This window comes from Endozoicomonas arenosclerae (assembly GCF_001562015.1).
Classification (GTDB): Bacteria; Pseudomonadota; Gammaproteobacteria; order Pseudomonadales; family Endozoicomonadaceae; genus Endozoicomonas_A; species Endozoicomonas_A arenosclerae.
In genome coordinates, this window is record NZ_LASA01000051.1 from 117757 (window position 1) to 133257 (window position 15501).

The 15501-nt window shown below is 48.5% G+C and carries 9 protein-coding genes; 3 read left to right on the forward strand and 6 right to left on the reverse strand.

All coding sequences use genetic code 11. The features are described 5' to 3' along the window. Positions 1-3: 3 nt before the first annotated feature. The 4 genes from WG89_RS03725 to WG89_RS03740 all read right to left on the reverse strand — a co-directional run bounded on the left by WG89_RS03725 (position 4) and on the right by WG89_RS03740 (position 8143). A complete protein-coding gene (locus tag WG89_RS03725; RefSeq protein WP_062261432.1) occupies positions 4-870 on the reverse strand; it encodes a lipase family protein in 867 nt (288 codons plus the stop codon). 242 nt (positions 871-1112) lie between these two features. Beyond that, entirely contained in the window at positions 1113-3305 is a 2193-nt protein-coding gene (gene glgX / locus WG89_RS03730) for a glycogen debranching protein GlgX (RefSeq protein ID WP_062261435.1), read from the reverse strand. 62 nt (positions 3306-3367) lie between these two features. After that, on the reverse strand, positions 3368-5554 hold the full coding sequence (glgB, locus tag WG89_RS03735) for a 1,4-alpha-glucan branching protein GlgB (protein ID WP_062261438.1): 2187 nt from the start codon (positions 5552-5554) through the stop codon (positions 3368-3370). A 126-nt stretch (positions 5555-5680) separates the two neighbouring features. Beyond that, a complete protein-coding gene (locus WG89_RS03740; RefSeq protein ID WP_062261441.1) occupies positions 5681-8143 on the reverse strand; it encodes a glycogen/starch/alpha-glucan phosphorylase in 2463 nt (820 codons plus the stop codon). A gap of 569 nt (positions 8144-8712) precedes the next feature. Between WG89_RS03740 and WG89_RS03745 the strand changes: the two genes are divergently transcribed. The 3 genes from WG89_RS03745 to WG89_RS03755 all read left to right on the forward strand — a co-directional run bounded on the left by WG89_RS03745 (position 8713) and on the right by WG89_RS03755 (position 11528). Continuing rightward, entirely contained in the window at positions 8713-9639 is a 927-nt protein-coding gene (locus tag WG89_RS03745; RefSeq protein ID WP_062261445.1) for a hypothetical protein, read from the forward strand. A gap of 157 nt (positions 9640-9796) precedes the next feature. Beyond that, complete coding sequence (locus tag WG89_RS03750; RefSeq protein WP_079253637.1) at positions 9797-10756, forward strand: ROK family protein; 960 nt, start codon at positions 9797-9799, stop codon at positions 10754-10756. 79 nt (positions 10757-10835) lie between these two features. Beyond that, entirely contained in the window at positions 10836-11528 is a 693-nt protein-coding gene (locus WG89_RS03755; protein WP_062261448.1) for a hypothetical protein, read from the forward strand. A gap of 58 nt (positions 11529-11586) precedes the next feature. On the opposite strand, the gene WG89_RS03760 is transcribed toward WG89_RS03755, so the two are convergent. Continuing rightward, entirely contained in the window at positions 11587-13755 is a 2169-nt protein-coding gene (locus WG89_RS03760) for a glycoside hydrolase family 31 protein (protein WP_062261451.1), read from the reverse strand. 148 nt (positions 13756-13903) lie between these two features. Next, on the reverse strand, positions 13904-15310 hold the full coding sequence (locus WG89_RS03765) for a carbohydrate porin (RefSeq protein ID WP_062261454.1): 1407 nt from the start codon (positions 15308-15310) through the stop codon (positions 13904-13906). Positions 15311-15501: the final 191 nt, after the last annotated feature.

Below are 15501 nucleotides of genomic sequence, written 5' to 3' on the forward strand. Positions count from 1 at the left end.
AGATTACCCCTGAATTTCGCTGCGCAGAATAGTGTCGAGCCTGAAGCAATTACGTCTGCTCTGATGATGGCTCAGTGGTTCTTTTCCTTTTGTACGACTCTTATCGTAGAAAAGAACGGAACCTGCGCCGGCCTGGGAAGTGCACTCCAGAAACCCATCTGAACAGTTATCCAGCCAGTTTTGGGTTGTTTCCAAAGAGACTTGATACTGGTAGCCACCGCAGTAGCTGTCGCTGTCCCAGATGGCTGAATCAACGTCGCTGCCAATCACTGCCTCAAAGGGCTTTGGCAAAGAAGGCCGGCCTTGAGTACCGTAGAGAAGTTGAGTGTTATAGTTTGCCATCCAGCTGACTTGTTGCTGTTTAACCGCATCGGAGCCGTAGCCCAGAATCCAGCCAAGTGTCTGCTCAAAAACATTACCCTGATTGACAGCATCTGCCAGAGGAGTGCCAAGACTGGATGGTGCCAGGGCAATGACCCTGCCAAGAGAATTGATAATACCGGGGTAACGGGCATCGTATGTGGGGTTGGACATGATCCAGCGAATCACATTCCCACCATTGGAGTGAGTAATGGCCACCAGATTGGTAATGCCCTGCTGATTGATAAAATCCGTTAATTGCCCAGCCAGACAGCCTGCGGCGTCCTGATGCCACATGAACTGATCAAAGTCGCAGTTAACCACCACAAACTTGCTGCTGTCAGGCAACCCTTGTCGTACTGAGTTTACAAAATCGCCTGTCCAGTAATCGTCGTAAGCATTGGTCTGTTTTCCCGTTCCATGGATAAAGGCCACGCCCTTGGATGCCATAGCACCCGTAGCAAACAGCCAGAGACTGAGCGCCATTAAGGTCAGATATTTTTTCATCATATTATTTTTATTGTTTGATTATTTTCAGGTGCAGGTCATTCACAGTAAAAACAAACAACTGTTTGAAAGGCCTTTTTGTATAGTATCTGACCAAGATTAATACTCGATACCCTGAAATGCACCAAAATAGTGAATGTATGACATTTGTCAAAAAACGGGCATCTGACAGATGCACAGATACCCGGTTTTGAGATAGGCATTATTCAGTCGCACGCCTTAGGAGCGATACCCGAATGACTTTGTCAGAAATGCTCTTCAATGACCGCAAGTGTATTCGCTGGCAGCTCATACCAGCCACGTGTCAGCAAAGCTTCTCTTGAAAAAGACGACTCAGCACTGGTATCCAGCAAGCGAGTCCACCACCTGTCCCTGGTTGTAGCAGAACCATGACTCGATGCAGTCTGTGGCAAGGATACTTTTCTGGCCTGCTCTTCATTATTTATCAAAATATACAGACACTGACCATCAGTACCCGAGGATTCTGAAGTCAGTTTCAGGCAAAGACAGCCACCCCCCAACTCTCCTAACTGGGCCTCAGTCAAAACACTGCCATCAGGGTCATACCAGGTGATTCCGTTTCGCCCTCCGGAACCTCCCAGCAAAGGATGTGTCTGACGAAGGGCAATCAGCTGTTGCACAAAGGATTGCAACAAAGCTCCATCACCACTGCTGTCTTGCATCCAGTTCCAGTCCTGCCAGGATAAAGGCGCATCCTGACAATAGGCATTATTATTGCCCAGCTGACTGTTACCAAACTCATCTCCCGCTAACAACATGGGCGTTCCACGGGACAGCATCAGTGTGGCCAGCATATTTTTTCTGGCTCTCAACCTTCGGGAAAGCACTACCCTTTCATCCGTCTCTCCTTCCACCCCATAGTTTCTCGAGAAATTGTGCTGATCACCATCCCGGTTATCTTCGCCATTGGCATGATTACGGCGCTCTTCATAGGAGCACAAATCATGCAGAGTAAAACCATCATGGCTGCACAGATAATTTATACTGGCTAATGGACGACGATTACCGAATACATCTTCAGAGCCGGAGATTCTCCAACCCATCTCAGCAAGACGACCCTCATCACCTCGCCAGTAAGCTCGGGTTCCATCCCTGAAACGGTCACTCCATTCCTGCCACTCACCTGGGAAACCGGAAAGTCGATAGCCTTCGGGGCCAATATCCCAAGGCTCGGCAATCAGTTTAGTTCGGCAAAGCACTGGGTCTTGATGAACGGCTCGGAAAAAAGCGCTGTCATACTGGAAGTCTCGATGCTGTCGAGCCAGAGTTGGGGCAAGGTCAAAACGGAAACCATCAATCTGGTACTCTTCTGCCCAGAGGCGAAGTGTGTCCATAGTGAGCTTGAGCGTTTGTGGACTGTCAAAATTAAGAGTATTGCCACACCCTGTGTAATTGACCGCAGACAAACGTCCGTTGTGATTATCCATCAGGTAATAATCACTTTCTGCCAGTCCGCGCATACTGAGACTTGGACCACCATGACCTGACTCACAGGTATGGTTGTAAACAACATCCATGATGACTTCAATACCGGCTCTGTGCAGCTCGCGCACCATTGTCTTCATTTCAGTGACAGGGTCTTTAATAGCCAGGGAAGGTTCAGGTGCCATCATGCAGAGAGGGTTGTAACCCCAATAGTTTCTGAGCCCCATCTTTTCCAGACGCTCTTCATTCACCATGGAAGTGACGGGCAACAGTTCTACCGCTGTTATTCCCAGCTCCTTAAGATACTTGATGACGCCAGGGTGGCAGAGTCCCAGATAAGTGCCCCTGAGTTCTTCAGGAACATCGGGATGCTGCTGGGTAAACCCCTTTACATGCAGTTCATAAACAATGCTGTCTGTACGGGAGATGCCAGGTTTTTTGACCGACTGCCAATCAAAAGTGTGTTCCCTGACCACGCTGCGAGGCATAAAGCCAGCACTGTCCTGCTCGCTTTTGAGCCATTGCTCAGCACTGTCTGCAGAAGAAAAATTCTTAACTTTGTAGGCGCCGTCCTCAGCCTGCGGTAACCATTGATAATCAAACAGTTCAGAAGACCACTGAACACGGCCTCTGACTTCCCGGGAATAGGGATCCATCAGAAGTTTGTGTGAATTAAACCTGGGAGAAATGGAGGGAGACCAGGCGCCATCCGCACGGAAACCATAAAGTTGCCCTGCTCCTATACCCTTGACCAGCAGATGCCAGACACCGAGGTCAGAAGGCAGCATTTCCAGCCGCTGCTCTTCATCGTTTTCATTAAAGAGGCATAAATAAAGCTGACTGGCGCCAGGTGCATAAACCGCAAAATTGACCCCTATCGCCTTCTCACTGGCTGTAGGTACGTTATCAGCTATTGGTAGAAAGTCTTCATTGACCTGTGTTGCCCCTTGCAGCTCAGGGCACCCCGCAGAAACAGAAATATCAGTGATCACGTTACTTCTCTTGGCTCATGGCGATAAATTCGCACACGGCTGTTATTAGCTCATGGCTGTTGTCATATTGCGCATGAATCCGGAACCAGAAACAGTGTCGCCAGAGGAGGCAGAGTCACCACCAGCGAGTAGTCATAACCATGGGTATGGTAATGCTCGGTATAAAGGGCTTTACTATTGGCTACACCACTGCCACCGTAACTCTGTCCGTCCGAATTCAGTATTTCTTTCCAGATTCCCTCGATGGGTACGCCAATCCTGTAATCTTGTCTCACTTCCGGTGTCATATTGGCGACCACCATAACAGGAGAGCCTGAAAAGCTTTTCCGTATAAATACAAACACACTCTGTTGCTGGTCATCTGCCACCACCCAGGCAAAGCCATTGTGGTCATAGTCTGACTTGTACAAAGCGGGATATGTTTTATACAGATGATTTAAATCTTTCACCAGCTGGCTAAGCCCCTGGCTGTAATGATTTTTATTGAGTAATTCCCAATCCAGCTGACCGTCATGATCCCATTCCCGGGGACTGCCTATTTCAGACCCCATAAACAGCAACTTCTTGCCTGGATGGCCGAACATAAAGCCAAAATATGCCCGGAGGTTTGCATACTTGCGCCACTCATCTCCTGGCATCTTGCCCAGTAAACTCCCTTTGCCATGCACGACTTCATCATGCGACAGCGCCAGAATAAAATGTTCACTGTAGCGGTAGGTCATGCTCTGCATCATTTCCCAATGATGATGAGCACGATGTATCGGATCGTGGGACATATAATCCAATGTGTCATGCATCCAGCCCATGTTCCATTTGTAGCCAAAACCCAATCCTCCGTCATAGGTGGGCATGGACACTTTTGGCCAACTGGTGGACTCTTCTGCAATAGAAACCTGATCAGGGTAATGAAGATAAAGCGTTTCATTCAACTCTTTCAGAAACTGCACCGCTTCGATGTGCTCTGTTCCTCCCAGACGATTAGGCTCCCACTCGCCTTCACTTCGGGAATAATCCAGATAAAGCATCGACGCCACTGCATCCACACGGACCCCATCCAGATGAAAGCGATCCAGCCAGTACATGGCATTACTGATCAGAAACTCTTTGACCTCAGGATTTCCATAATCATAGATATGGGTTTGCCAGTCCGGATGCCAACCCCGTTTTGGATCTGCATATTCATACAGAGCCGTACCATCAAAACGACCAAGACCATGGGGGTCGGAAGGAAAGTGGGCAGGAACCCAATCGAGAATGACACCAATACCTGCCTGATGACAGGTATCAATAAAGGCCTTGAACTCATCAGGGTTACCAAAACGACTGGTTGGCGCAAACATACCCACCGGCTGGTAGCCCCATGATCCGGTAAAGGGATGCTCCATGGGCGGCATCAGTTCAATGTGCGTGAAGCCCATTTCTACCACATAGGGAATCAACTGCTCAGCCAGCGTTTTATAAGTCAGATTCTTGCCCTGCTCCTTGCGCCAGGAGCCCAGATGCACCTCATAAATACTGACCGGTCTGTCGAGACAGGCATGGTGCTTCCAGCGATTGTCTTCCCACTCATAATCCAGATGGTCATAAACAATGGAAGCATTTCCCGGTGGCTGTTCAGCGTAATAGCCATAGGGATCAGCCTTATGAGGCAGCAAGTCGCCCTGCTGGCTGCGAATCTCATACTTATAAAGATCACCCGCCTTGACGCCGGGGATAAACAAGCGCCAGATGCCGTCATCCGAGCTGGCCATGGGGTGAATCCTGCCGTCCCAACCATTAAAGCTGCCTACGATGCTGACACTTCGTGCATTCGGGGCATAGACCCTGAAAATAACCCCTTCAATAGTCACCTTGGGTTGCGGATTCAAGGAAACCAGATGCGCGCCCATATAGCGGTAGTTGCGATAAGGTTCCCGGTGAACATGGCTCAGCGTATAGGATTGAAACTGGTAAGGATCAATCAAAGTATACGACTGATGATCTTTATTCGTGACAACCAGTTGATAGAGAAAAATGGAGCAACACTCAGGCAGTATCAGTTCAAACAACCCTGGTGCCACCTGAACCATTTCACCTATCGCTTCTCCAGAAGTAAAAGCGATAACACTGACAGCACTGGCGTCTGGCCTCCAGACTCTGAGCAGAAGACCACCACCCTCAGAACGCTCATGAAAACCCAGGAGTTGGAAGGGCATGGCACAACGGCTATCCAGTAGATGACCGATCAGCGGTTCGACAGAATTAGGCATACAGGGAACGGCTTCTGGTTACTCAGTCTGAGGAAGTATAGGAGCCTGTTCGAAATTCGAAAGGCTCCAAGCAGGAATCCGCTGGAAGCTTGAGCATCTATAAATAGACACTCACTTTTACTTCTGTCAGGCCATATTCCAGATAGTCTTACCGTAATCCTGAATGGAACGGTCGGATGAGAACTTGCCCATGGAGGCTGAATTTATGATCGCCATCTTCCACCAGAGCTCCGGCTTCTTCCAGGTTTCAACAATTCGCTCGTGGGCATCGCTGTATGCCTGATAATCTGCCAGGGTCAGAAAGTAATCCCCCTGATCCAGTAAGGATTCAACCAGGGGTCTGAATGCCTCCGGTTCTTCCGGGCAAAGATCACCGGAATCCAGCCAGTCGATGACACTGCGCAGCTCTTCAGAGCTGTTGTAAATATCCCTTGAGTTATAGCCGCGGTGACGGAGCTCTGATACCTGCTCAACCGTTAACCCGAAGATGAAAATATTATCGTCACCTACCTCTTCAGCTATCTCAACGTTGGCTCCGTCCAGAGTCCCTACTGTCAGGGCACCGTTCAGGGCAAACTTCATGTTACCTGTACCGGAGGCTTCAAAACCTGCAGTAGAAATCTGTTCAGACACATCTGCAGCCGGAATAATTTTCTCTGCCAGGCTGACACGATAGTTTGGCAGGAACACTACTTTCAGCTTGTCTTTGACACGACGATCATTATTCACGCGCTCTGCTACACGGTTAATGGCATGAATAATGGTTTTTGCCACTTTATATCCGGGAGCCGCTTTGGCACCAAAAATAAACACACGTTGAGGAACATCCAGATCAGGATTGTCCAGCAGCCTGCGGTACAGAGCCATAATGTGCAGTAAATTCATCTGCTGACGTTTGTACTCATGAAGACGTTTGATCTGCACATCAAAAATGGCATCAGGACTGACGTCTACATCACACAGCTCTTTAATGACGGCCGCCAGATGCTTTTTGTTGTCATGTTTGATGGCAGCAAAACGTTTCTGGAAAGCAGGATCATCCGCATACGCTTTCATGGCATCCAGCTTATAGAGATCTTTGCGCCAATCGCCTTCAATGGTTTCATCAATCAGTGCCGCCAGTTCCGGGTTACAGTAATCCAGCCAGCGTCTGGGCGTTACACCGTTGGTGACATTGACAATTTTTTCAGGCCACATCTGATGGAACTCAGGGAACAGCTTTTCCTGAACCAGCCTTGAGTGCAAAGCCGCCACACCATTGACTTTATGGCTACCCACAACAGACAGAAACGCCATGCGAACCATCTGATCATCCCCTGGACGATCCGGTTCTTCGATAATGGACAGTCGACGTTTCATATTGTCATCACCTGGCCATTGGGCTTCCACCTCGGAATGCAGGAAGTGATAGTTGATCATATGAATGATCTGCATATGACGAGGCAGAACCTTGGTAATCAGACCTTGAGGCCATTTTTCCAATGCTTCCGGCAAGAGTGTATGGTTGGTATAGGCAAACACTTCTCGAGTAATTTCAAGTGCTCTGGAGAAAACAAAATCTTCTTCATCCATGAGAATGCGCATGAATTCAGCCACGGCAATTGCCGGGTGCGTGTCATTCAACTGAATGGCCACTTTCTCAGCAATCTTGTCCAGACTTTCTTCATTTTCGCGCTTGTAGCGGTGTATCAAATCAGCCAGCGAACAGGCTACAAAGAAATATTGCTGGATCAGACGCAACTCTTTGCCCGCAGGATGGTTGTCGTTGGGATAAAGGACCTGACTGATATTCTCGGCACTGATTTCCTGGGAACGGGAGTCCTGATAGCGGCCGGCATCAAAACTGTTCAGATCAAATCCGTGAGCTGCCCGGCTCTCCCAGAGACGTAACGTGTTAACTGTCTCGGTCCCATAACCGGTTACCGGCACATCCCATGGCATACCCAAAACTTCCTGAGTATCTTCCCAGACTGCTTTACCGGCATGCTCTCTTACCCGACCATAAAGCTTGATATGCTGCTTGCGCTTGGATCTTTCAATCCCCCAGGGGAAACTGTCCTCACGCCAGCCGTCAGGGGTTTCAACCTGTTTGCCACCGGCAAAGCTTTGACGGAAGAGACCAAAGCGATAGTTAATGCCATAACCCATAGCCGGCATATCCAGCGTGGTCATGGAGTCCATGAAGCAGGCTGCCAGACGCCCCAGGCCACCGTTGCCCAAAGACGGGTCGGATTCATGCTCAAGAACATCCACCAGCGGCATGCCCAGATTGGCCATAGCCTCTTCAGTCTGCTTGAAAATACCCAGATTATGGAGGTTGTTACCCAGCAAACGGCCAACCAGGAACTCCAGAGACAGGTAGTAAATACGGCGGGCTTTGCCTTCTCGCTCTTTATTGCGAGTCGCGCGGATACGTTGCAGATCAATCTCACGGACAACCAGACTCAGTGCTTCCCAATACTCAGCAGGGCCAGCTTCATCGAACTCAACACCAAGAGATTGATGAAGATGCCGAACAATACCCTGAGCAATATCTTCACTGTCCAGAACGGGCATTACATCGTTTAGCCCTGCCTTGTTTGCGCTCATGTTTTTCCACCTGCAAAATTTACCATGAAAAATTCTTCGCCCATCAGAGGCAAAAAATTATTTCAGCCGCTCATGGCTGTCAGGCACCCTAGTGGTACCTTGTGATAGTGTCGCCATGACAGGAGCTTGCCACTCGATGGTTCAACCTGATTGACACACCCTGCCTATGAGGGTTTTCAGAAGGTCTCCGACAAGTCGGCGTATTCCGTTCATGGCTGTTCGTTAACCCAACGGGATGGCATGACCTGAGGATAATTATACTTCTGATTTCCGGTCACTCCGGATTAGTTGCAAATTATTCTTGGTTGCTTGCGGTATGGAAAGCGATTGCCGCCTGTAAACGATTCCAACATTTACACGACAGTATAATTTTAAGTAATTAATTCCTGATCACAGCAGGAGTTATTCGGGATGACCGACAAACCCATGTGCCTCATAGCGCAGAATCAAACAGCAGTTCACAGCCATTCACATTTTTCATTTCTCAGGGCAGTGTTATAGTTCTTTTTACCCCGTCGACTTAGCTCAAACAGTACCCTCCATCTAGCAGAAACACTGCAAGGTGTAACATGCAATTTCGTTCAATTTATCTGGCTCTCGTTTTATGTTGCACAGCAGCGCCTTTAACAGCAGGCATCCACCTCATTTCGTTCGATGGCAATAGACTGCCTTTCACTGACAGGCCATTGGTGATAGGCACCTGGACGGGCAACAAAAATCTGTTCAGGGATTACGATATGAAAGCGGATGAGTTCCAAATTGGTTTCATTGATTATTCTGCTATCAACCCAGAGTATCTTTTCAGCTCTCATATGACGGGCGAAGAGACACTTTCAATCAGTCGATCCCAGCGATTTCTGGCTACATTGAGGTCCTCCGCCAGCAGTATCGACTTCAATGGCAGAGTCATCATTGCCGCTCATGGAGGAGGTACCGATAGACCCACTATCGGTTTTGCCCATGGTCGCGGTGGCAATGAAAGTACGCCTATTTCTGAAGATGCCCGGGACGTTGCCACCACGCTTCAAACCTTCTTCCGTGAATACAACATTCCGGTTAAACGGATAGACCTGGCCATATGCGGGGATAAAAAAGGTGAAGAGATGACAGAAGCCTTCTTTGATGTGCTCAAGGAAGACTTCCCTGACCTTTCTATCGTTGGCTTTAAAACACCGGTTGATGAAACAGAATATACCGATTTTGAAGGCGATGAAGAAAACGCCTTTGTCCGAAGGGTTTATATCGAGATTCCCATGGGGGACAAGTCCTACTCCATTCCAGCTTCCGACTTTTATACCAGGGGAAAGCTCCCTCATTTTGAGGGCAGTAAAGACGTTATTCTTATCAAGACTCAGGGAACTCCAGATCCCATTCCTGAAACCAGAGCGGTCGATCTTGAGGATACAGGAGGCTCTGATAGTAGCAGTGACAGCGACTTTGAGATTCTTGAAGAACCTGAAAGTTTTCAGAGCAAGAAAAAGTGCACAGTCCAATAAAGGCTTGTCTGAAATTAATTTTCTTGTTGAGACCCTATCAAAACCCGTTCGGGCTGAGCCTGTCGAAGCCCAACACCACGACCCTTCGACAAGCTCAGGGTGAACGGAATCCGTGTAAAAATAGGGAACTTATTTTGAGACAAATCCTAAGCAGTAAATGAGTCAGCCTTCCTGTATTCTCAAAGAGCAGCTTCAAAAGCAGGTGAGGGAAATTTTCGTGCGATTTGGTCTTGATGTCGGTGGAACCAAAACTGAAATTGTTGTGCTGTCTGACTCCGGTGACATGATTCACCGTGAACGTCGGCCCACTCCTGATAATTACCCTGATTTCCTGAACAGCATTCAGTCACTGATCAGTGAAACCGAGGTTCATTATAGTCAGGCCAGTAATATCGGACTCTGTCTGCCAGGAGCAGTGAGTCCGGATACCGGCCGAATGAAAAATGCCAACACCCTGTATCTGAATAACCAGACAGTGGCCGAAGATCTTGAACAGCGCCTTGGTAGAAGTGTGAAACTGGCCAACGACGCTGACTCTTTTACCCTGTCGGAAGCCACTGATGGCGCAGCAGCAGGTGCCAGAAGCTGCTTTGGCGTTATTATCGGAACCGGATGTGGCGGAGGATTAGTCTATAACGGTCAATTAATCCAGGGCCCAAATGCTATTGCTGGAGAGTGGGGACACAATGTCCTCCCCTATTATCATGAAGATCGGGATGGTCCAGAGCAGCCTTGCTATTGCGGACGTAAAAACTGTATCGAAACCTTTACATCCGGTACGGGCATGGCAAAACGTTTCAGAGAAAAGCATGGCTTGAGCCTTAACGAAATCCCTGATGCCCAATCTGTCATGGCAAAGGTTGAACAGGGCGACTCTGAAGCCATAAGTCATTACGACCATTATGTCGATACACTGGCTCGCTCACTGGCTTCTGTGATCAATATCTTTGACCCTGAAGTGATTGTACTGGGGGGAGGCATGTCGAACATTCAAACACTCTACAAAGATCTACCGGCCGTGGTGTCTCAATACGTTTTCTCGGATCAATTAAATACCCGAATCGTTCAGGCAAAACACGGAGACTCTTCTGGAGTGAGGGGTGCTGCCTGGCTGTAGATATTTATCCAGACGTGAAAGGCTGAGAAAATTAAACCGTACTAATATTTATTTTTCACTCTTGAATAAGAGAAGGAAAATGAAGAAGTGTTTTGTACTGCTATTTTCCAGTCTTTTGCCCTCTCTGACTCTCGCAGCCACCATTCAATCGCCTCTGTCAAAAGTTGCCGGTGAATACCTGAACCTTTTACAAAATGAAGAGAACCTGACTCTCCTCGATCAGGCTTCAATCCCCAACGCAGATAATGAGACTCTTGTACAGCTCTGCCTGTCCGACAACTCTCTGGGACTAATCTCTACGGCTACGAACGCTTGTCTGCTGTCCAACGGACGAACCAGGCAGAGTCATGAGTTTATGCCTTTATTGCCAGACGTAAAATCAACTCAACTTTTCTACGAGGCATTGCTTCAACTATCCGATAAAAGTGTTGAGTGGCAATGGTATAAAAACAGCGGGAAGCTCTGCTACCGTTCAAATGACTCTGTGATAACCGATATCTGTCTGATTCCGGGATCTCGACATCAGGATTTTGCCGGAAGCCGTGACACTCGTCAGATCATAGAGATGAATACCACCAATGGGACTGAGACCGATATGGGCAACGGCACAATCCTGTGCTGTGAACCAAACCCTAATGCTGACGACTCTTCTTTCCCTGTGGTACCTACTGTAGTTACTACAGTACTAGGAGGACTTCTATTTGTGGGGATCGTCATAGTTACAACGGCGATCGGTATCATTATTCACAAAACCCGGAACCTGACACACTGATCATTTGAATAGGAAACTCAACATCAGTGTGCCGGATAACATCACGTCTTCTATCAACTTACAGAAGGACGCTTTTCTCAACGACAGAACCATTCTGCTGATAAATCTTGAAGTTGATGGTACTCCAGGGCACTTGCCCCCTGGTCACCTCTGCAGTGGCGATCAGTTCGCCATCAACTCGATTCACAGCTAACAACAAACTGTCGTAAATACCCTTCTGCCAGTCCTGACTGATGCCATCGTCGTAGATCAATTCGTAGCAGGCTCCCTGATCGAGATTCACCAGTACTTCCAGAATTTCAGGCTGTCGCTCATCGACCCAGGAAGTGGCTTCGGTCAGTGGCAGCATACAACCTTTCCGGATGAATACTGGCATCTCTTCGAGAGGCAGCTCCAGAAAGTGATCGCCTTTCTTCAGTATTTGAGCATCGGTTGCATCATGATGGCGGACTTTCCAGAGCAACATATCCTCTGGCAGGAATACATAACGGCCTCTGGCATTTTGCTCATAAACCGGGGCATTCATTAGAGAGCTGCCTACTAGCAACTGATCTTCCACTTTTCTGGAGCGATCATCGTCGTACTCGAAAGCCAGTGGGTAAAATAATGCATCCCCTGTATCCACTGCTTTCATGTATTCAGAGTACAAATAAGGAATCATCCGGTAGCGCAGCTTAATGTGCTCCCTCATGATCGACATGGAGTGTGAATCAAAGGCAAAAGGCTCCTGATCTCGAGTCCCCATGGCCGCATGATTGCGCATCAAGGGTGAGAAAACTCCCAGCTGAGTCCAGCGCACAACCAGCTCAGCACTGGCATTGGCGCCAAACCCGCCAATATCTGAACCGGAATAGAGGAACCCACAGAAATTAGCCCCGGGCAATATCTGCATGTTCAGCTTCAAGTGCTCCCACCAGCTGTGATTGTCACCAAACCAGATTCCCCCATAACGATGAGCACCAACACTGGAAGCACGGGAAAACATCAGGAATCGTTTATCGGGATCGATCTGTTCAAACCCTTCATAGGCTGCACGGGTCATGTTGGTGCCGTATAGATTATGAACCTGCTCATGATTGACACGAACACCTGGCTCAGGCTCATGGTAGAAGCTGCGGTAATCTTCCCGGCTATTGGCCATGTTCAAAATACTGTCTTTCAGACCAAAGAATTCATAGATACCAATATTCTTGTCTCTGGCTGCTGACACGGTATCAATGGCCTTGGATAACCCAGCAGGCGAGTAAAACAGAGCCGGCTCGTTCATATCATTCCAGAAACCTTCGATGCCCAGATCCGTCAGAGTTTTATATTGATGCCCCCACCACTGACGGGTTTCAGGTTTCAGAAAATCAGGAAAAGCACACAACCCGGGCCAGACAGCAGCACGGAATAATTCGCCCTGCTCATCTTTACAGAAATAGCCTTTTTCCAGACCTTCCTCATAAACATCGTAGCCCTCTTCAATTCTTACCCCGGCATCAATAATCGGGATCAGTCGTATACCTTGGGCTCGCTTATCCTGCACCCAACTCTCAAAGCGGGGAAACTTATGCTCATCGATGGAGAAATCCTTGAAGTCCACCATGTAATCAATATCCATGTAGACGGTGTCACAAGGAATATCGTTGTCACGAAAGCCTGCCACAATCTCATCGATTCGCTGGGCATCAGGGTAAGACCAGCGGCACTGCTGATAACCAAAGCCCCAGCGGGGTGGCACATAGGGTTTACCTATGAGTTTTCTGAAGTCACGAACTATGGCTTTTTTATCGTTGGCAGTGAACTCATAAAGATCGACATCCAAAGAGGGAATGCGAATTTCCAGCAGGTCCGGCTGGGTATAGCCAATGTCAAAAAACATCTCGCCGGGATAATCGATAAACAGGCCAAAAGTATCCTCACCATCCACAATCAGAAAAGGGTGCGATCCATACAGCGACTCTTTTTCCGGTGTATGGCTGGGATCATCCGAGCACCAAGTGCTGAAACGGCGACCGCGTTTATTCAGACCGCCCATACTCTGCCCCATACCAAAGACCTGATCAGCGGGCTTCAGCTCCCTGCTAAGAATCAGTGCATTGTCTCTTTCTTCGACCGAAAAGGAGACCGGCTGGCCTGGTCCTGTCCGATCGGTAGTTGCGACCACCGCCTCTGTATTGAAGGGTTGGCCAGAACGGAAGCAATGCACCGAATCTGTATACGACAAAGTATTGGAAAACGGCATGATTAATACCCGGATTGATGAAGGGTGAGAAGATGATGGTCTAGCCAGGAGTTCAGGTCGAGAATGGAAACGCTGTAAACGATTACACGCATATAAAAAAGCCGACGCAAAGCGCCGGCAATAAGGAGTCACACAAGAGTCGACAGGTTTAGAACCAGATTTCAGCCTCTACACCAAACTGGAACACACCTTTTTCGTTATCAAAGTCAGCTCCCCAACCGTCTTTGGCATCCTTATACAGGTAAGTCACGAAAGGCTTGATCTGTGGACGACCAAAGTAGTCTGCATTAACAGTGATCACGCCCGCTATTTCTGCGGTGTAGTAATCGGTGGTGGTAGTTTCAGCAGACCAGTTAGACTTGTCGTAACCGTAAGAAGCTGTAAATTCCCAACGGAAGTTGTCGTTTACACGACGAGTTGGACGTACAGCTACCAGCAGACGATCAACGGTTTCAGCATCCTTCACAGGAATCGCATCGCTTTCGGTCAGGCCCCAGATGTTTTTACCGTGCAGGTAAGTGACTTCAGAAGCCATCTGCCACTGTGGGTTGATGTTCAGGACACCATAAGAAGTAAAGAACAGGGTTCTGGCGTCTTCATTGTCGGCAGCACCGCCACCTGCCTGACCGGACCAGGCACCAAAGTTAACACCACGGTTTGCTGCCATGCCGGTACCATAAGCCAGAGCCGTAGTAGACCAGCCATCCAGACCATAGTAATCGCGGTTATAGGTAATAGCGGTGCCTACGCCATTGGTCGCAGCATTGTCACCGTAGGCTTTTTCAAACTTGCCCTTGTTGCCCTGCAGCATGATTTTCAGGTCATAGTCAAAGCTACCACCCAGTGCTTCATGGCCGTAGCTGTAGAAGTCGATGGAGTGCATGGTGGCACGATCACCCACTTTCTCTTCGATGTTGTCCTTGTTGTCCTTTTCACCCGGATCAACAGAGACTACAGCAACACCGGATTGACCCTGCTCATAACCAAAACCCACACCGGAGGATTGCTTCCAGAATTCACCGGACAGCAGACCCGCTTGACGGTTCAGATAACGACGACCAGCCCAGACATGGGCATCTTCCGGCAGATAGGACAGACCACCAATTTTCATGAAAGCTTCTTTCACTTCAAACCGGCCATCATCCTGGGTGTTTTCACTGCCCGGTGAGGAATAGAAAGCAGACTCACCGTTACCGTACTCGGCACGAATACCCAGCTCAGACCAAACACCGTTCTGGAATTCAGTCATCTTGCCAATAACAAACTCCACCTGATTGGCGTTACGGCCAGTTGTTCCCGCTGTCGCATAATCTGGCTTGCCAAACTCGGAATCGGTAGAAACACCGTTGTCGGTAATTCGCCAGCCGGTTCTGACATAACCGTTGACAGTCCAGCCATCGGTCAGAATGTCAGTAGGATTGGCTACGACCTCTTCAATAACTTCTTCTGTTGTTGTCTTTTCTTCAACGGCGTCTGCCGCAAAACCCTGAGATGCAAAAATAGCCGCCGAAACGGCACCTGCCATAGGCAGTACTTTAAAGAAGCGATGAGTCACTGCTTCTTTCCCCCTGATGAATGTGTGTCAGCTGCAAACCTGCATGTGATCTTTTGATGAGCTTGTTTTGTTCTGTACCCAGCCCAGATCTTTTACAAGTTAATTATTCGTGAAAAACGCGTAACCAAGGTTCGCAGCTGAAGACACCTTCAGGCAATCTGAAAAGGTTTTGAGAAAAATACCTACCTAAA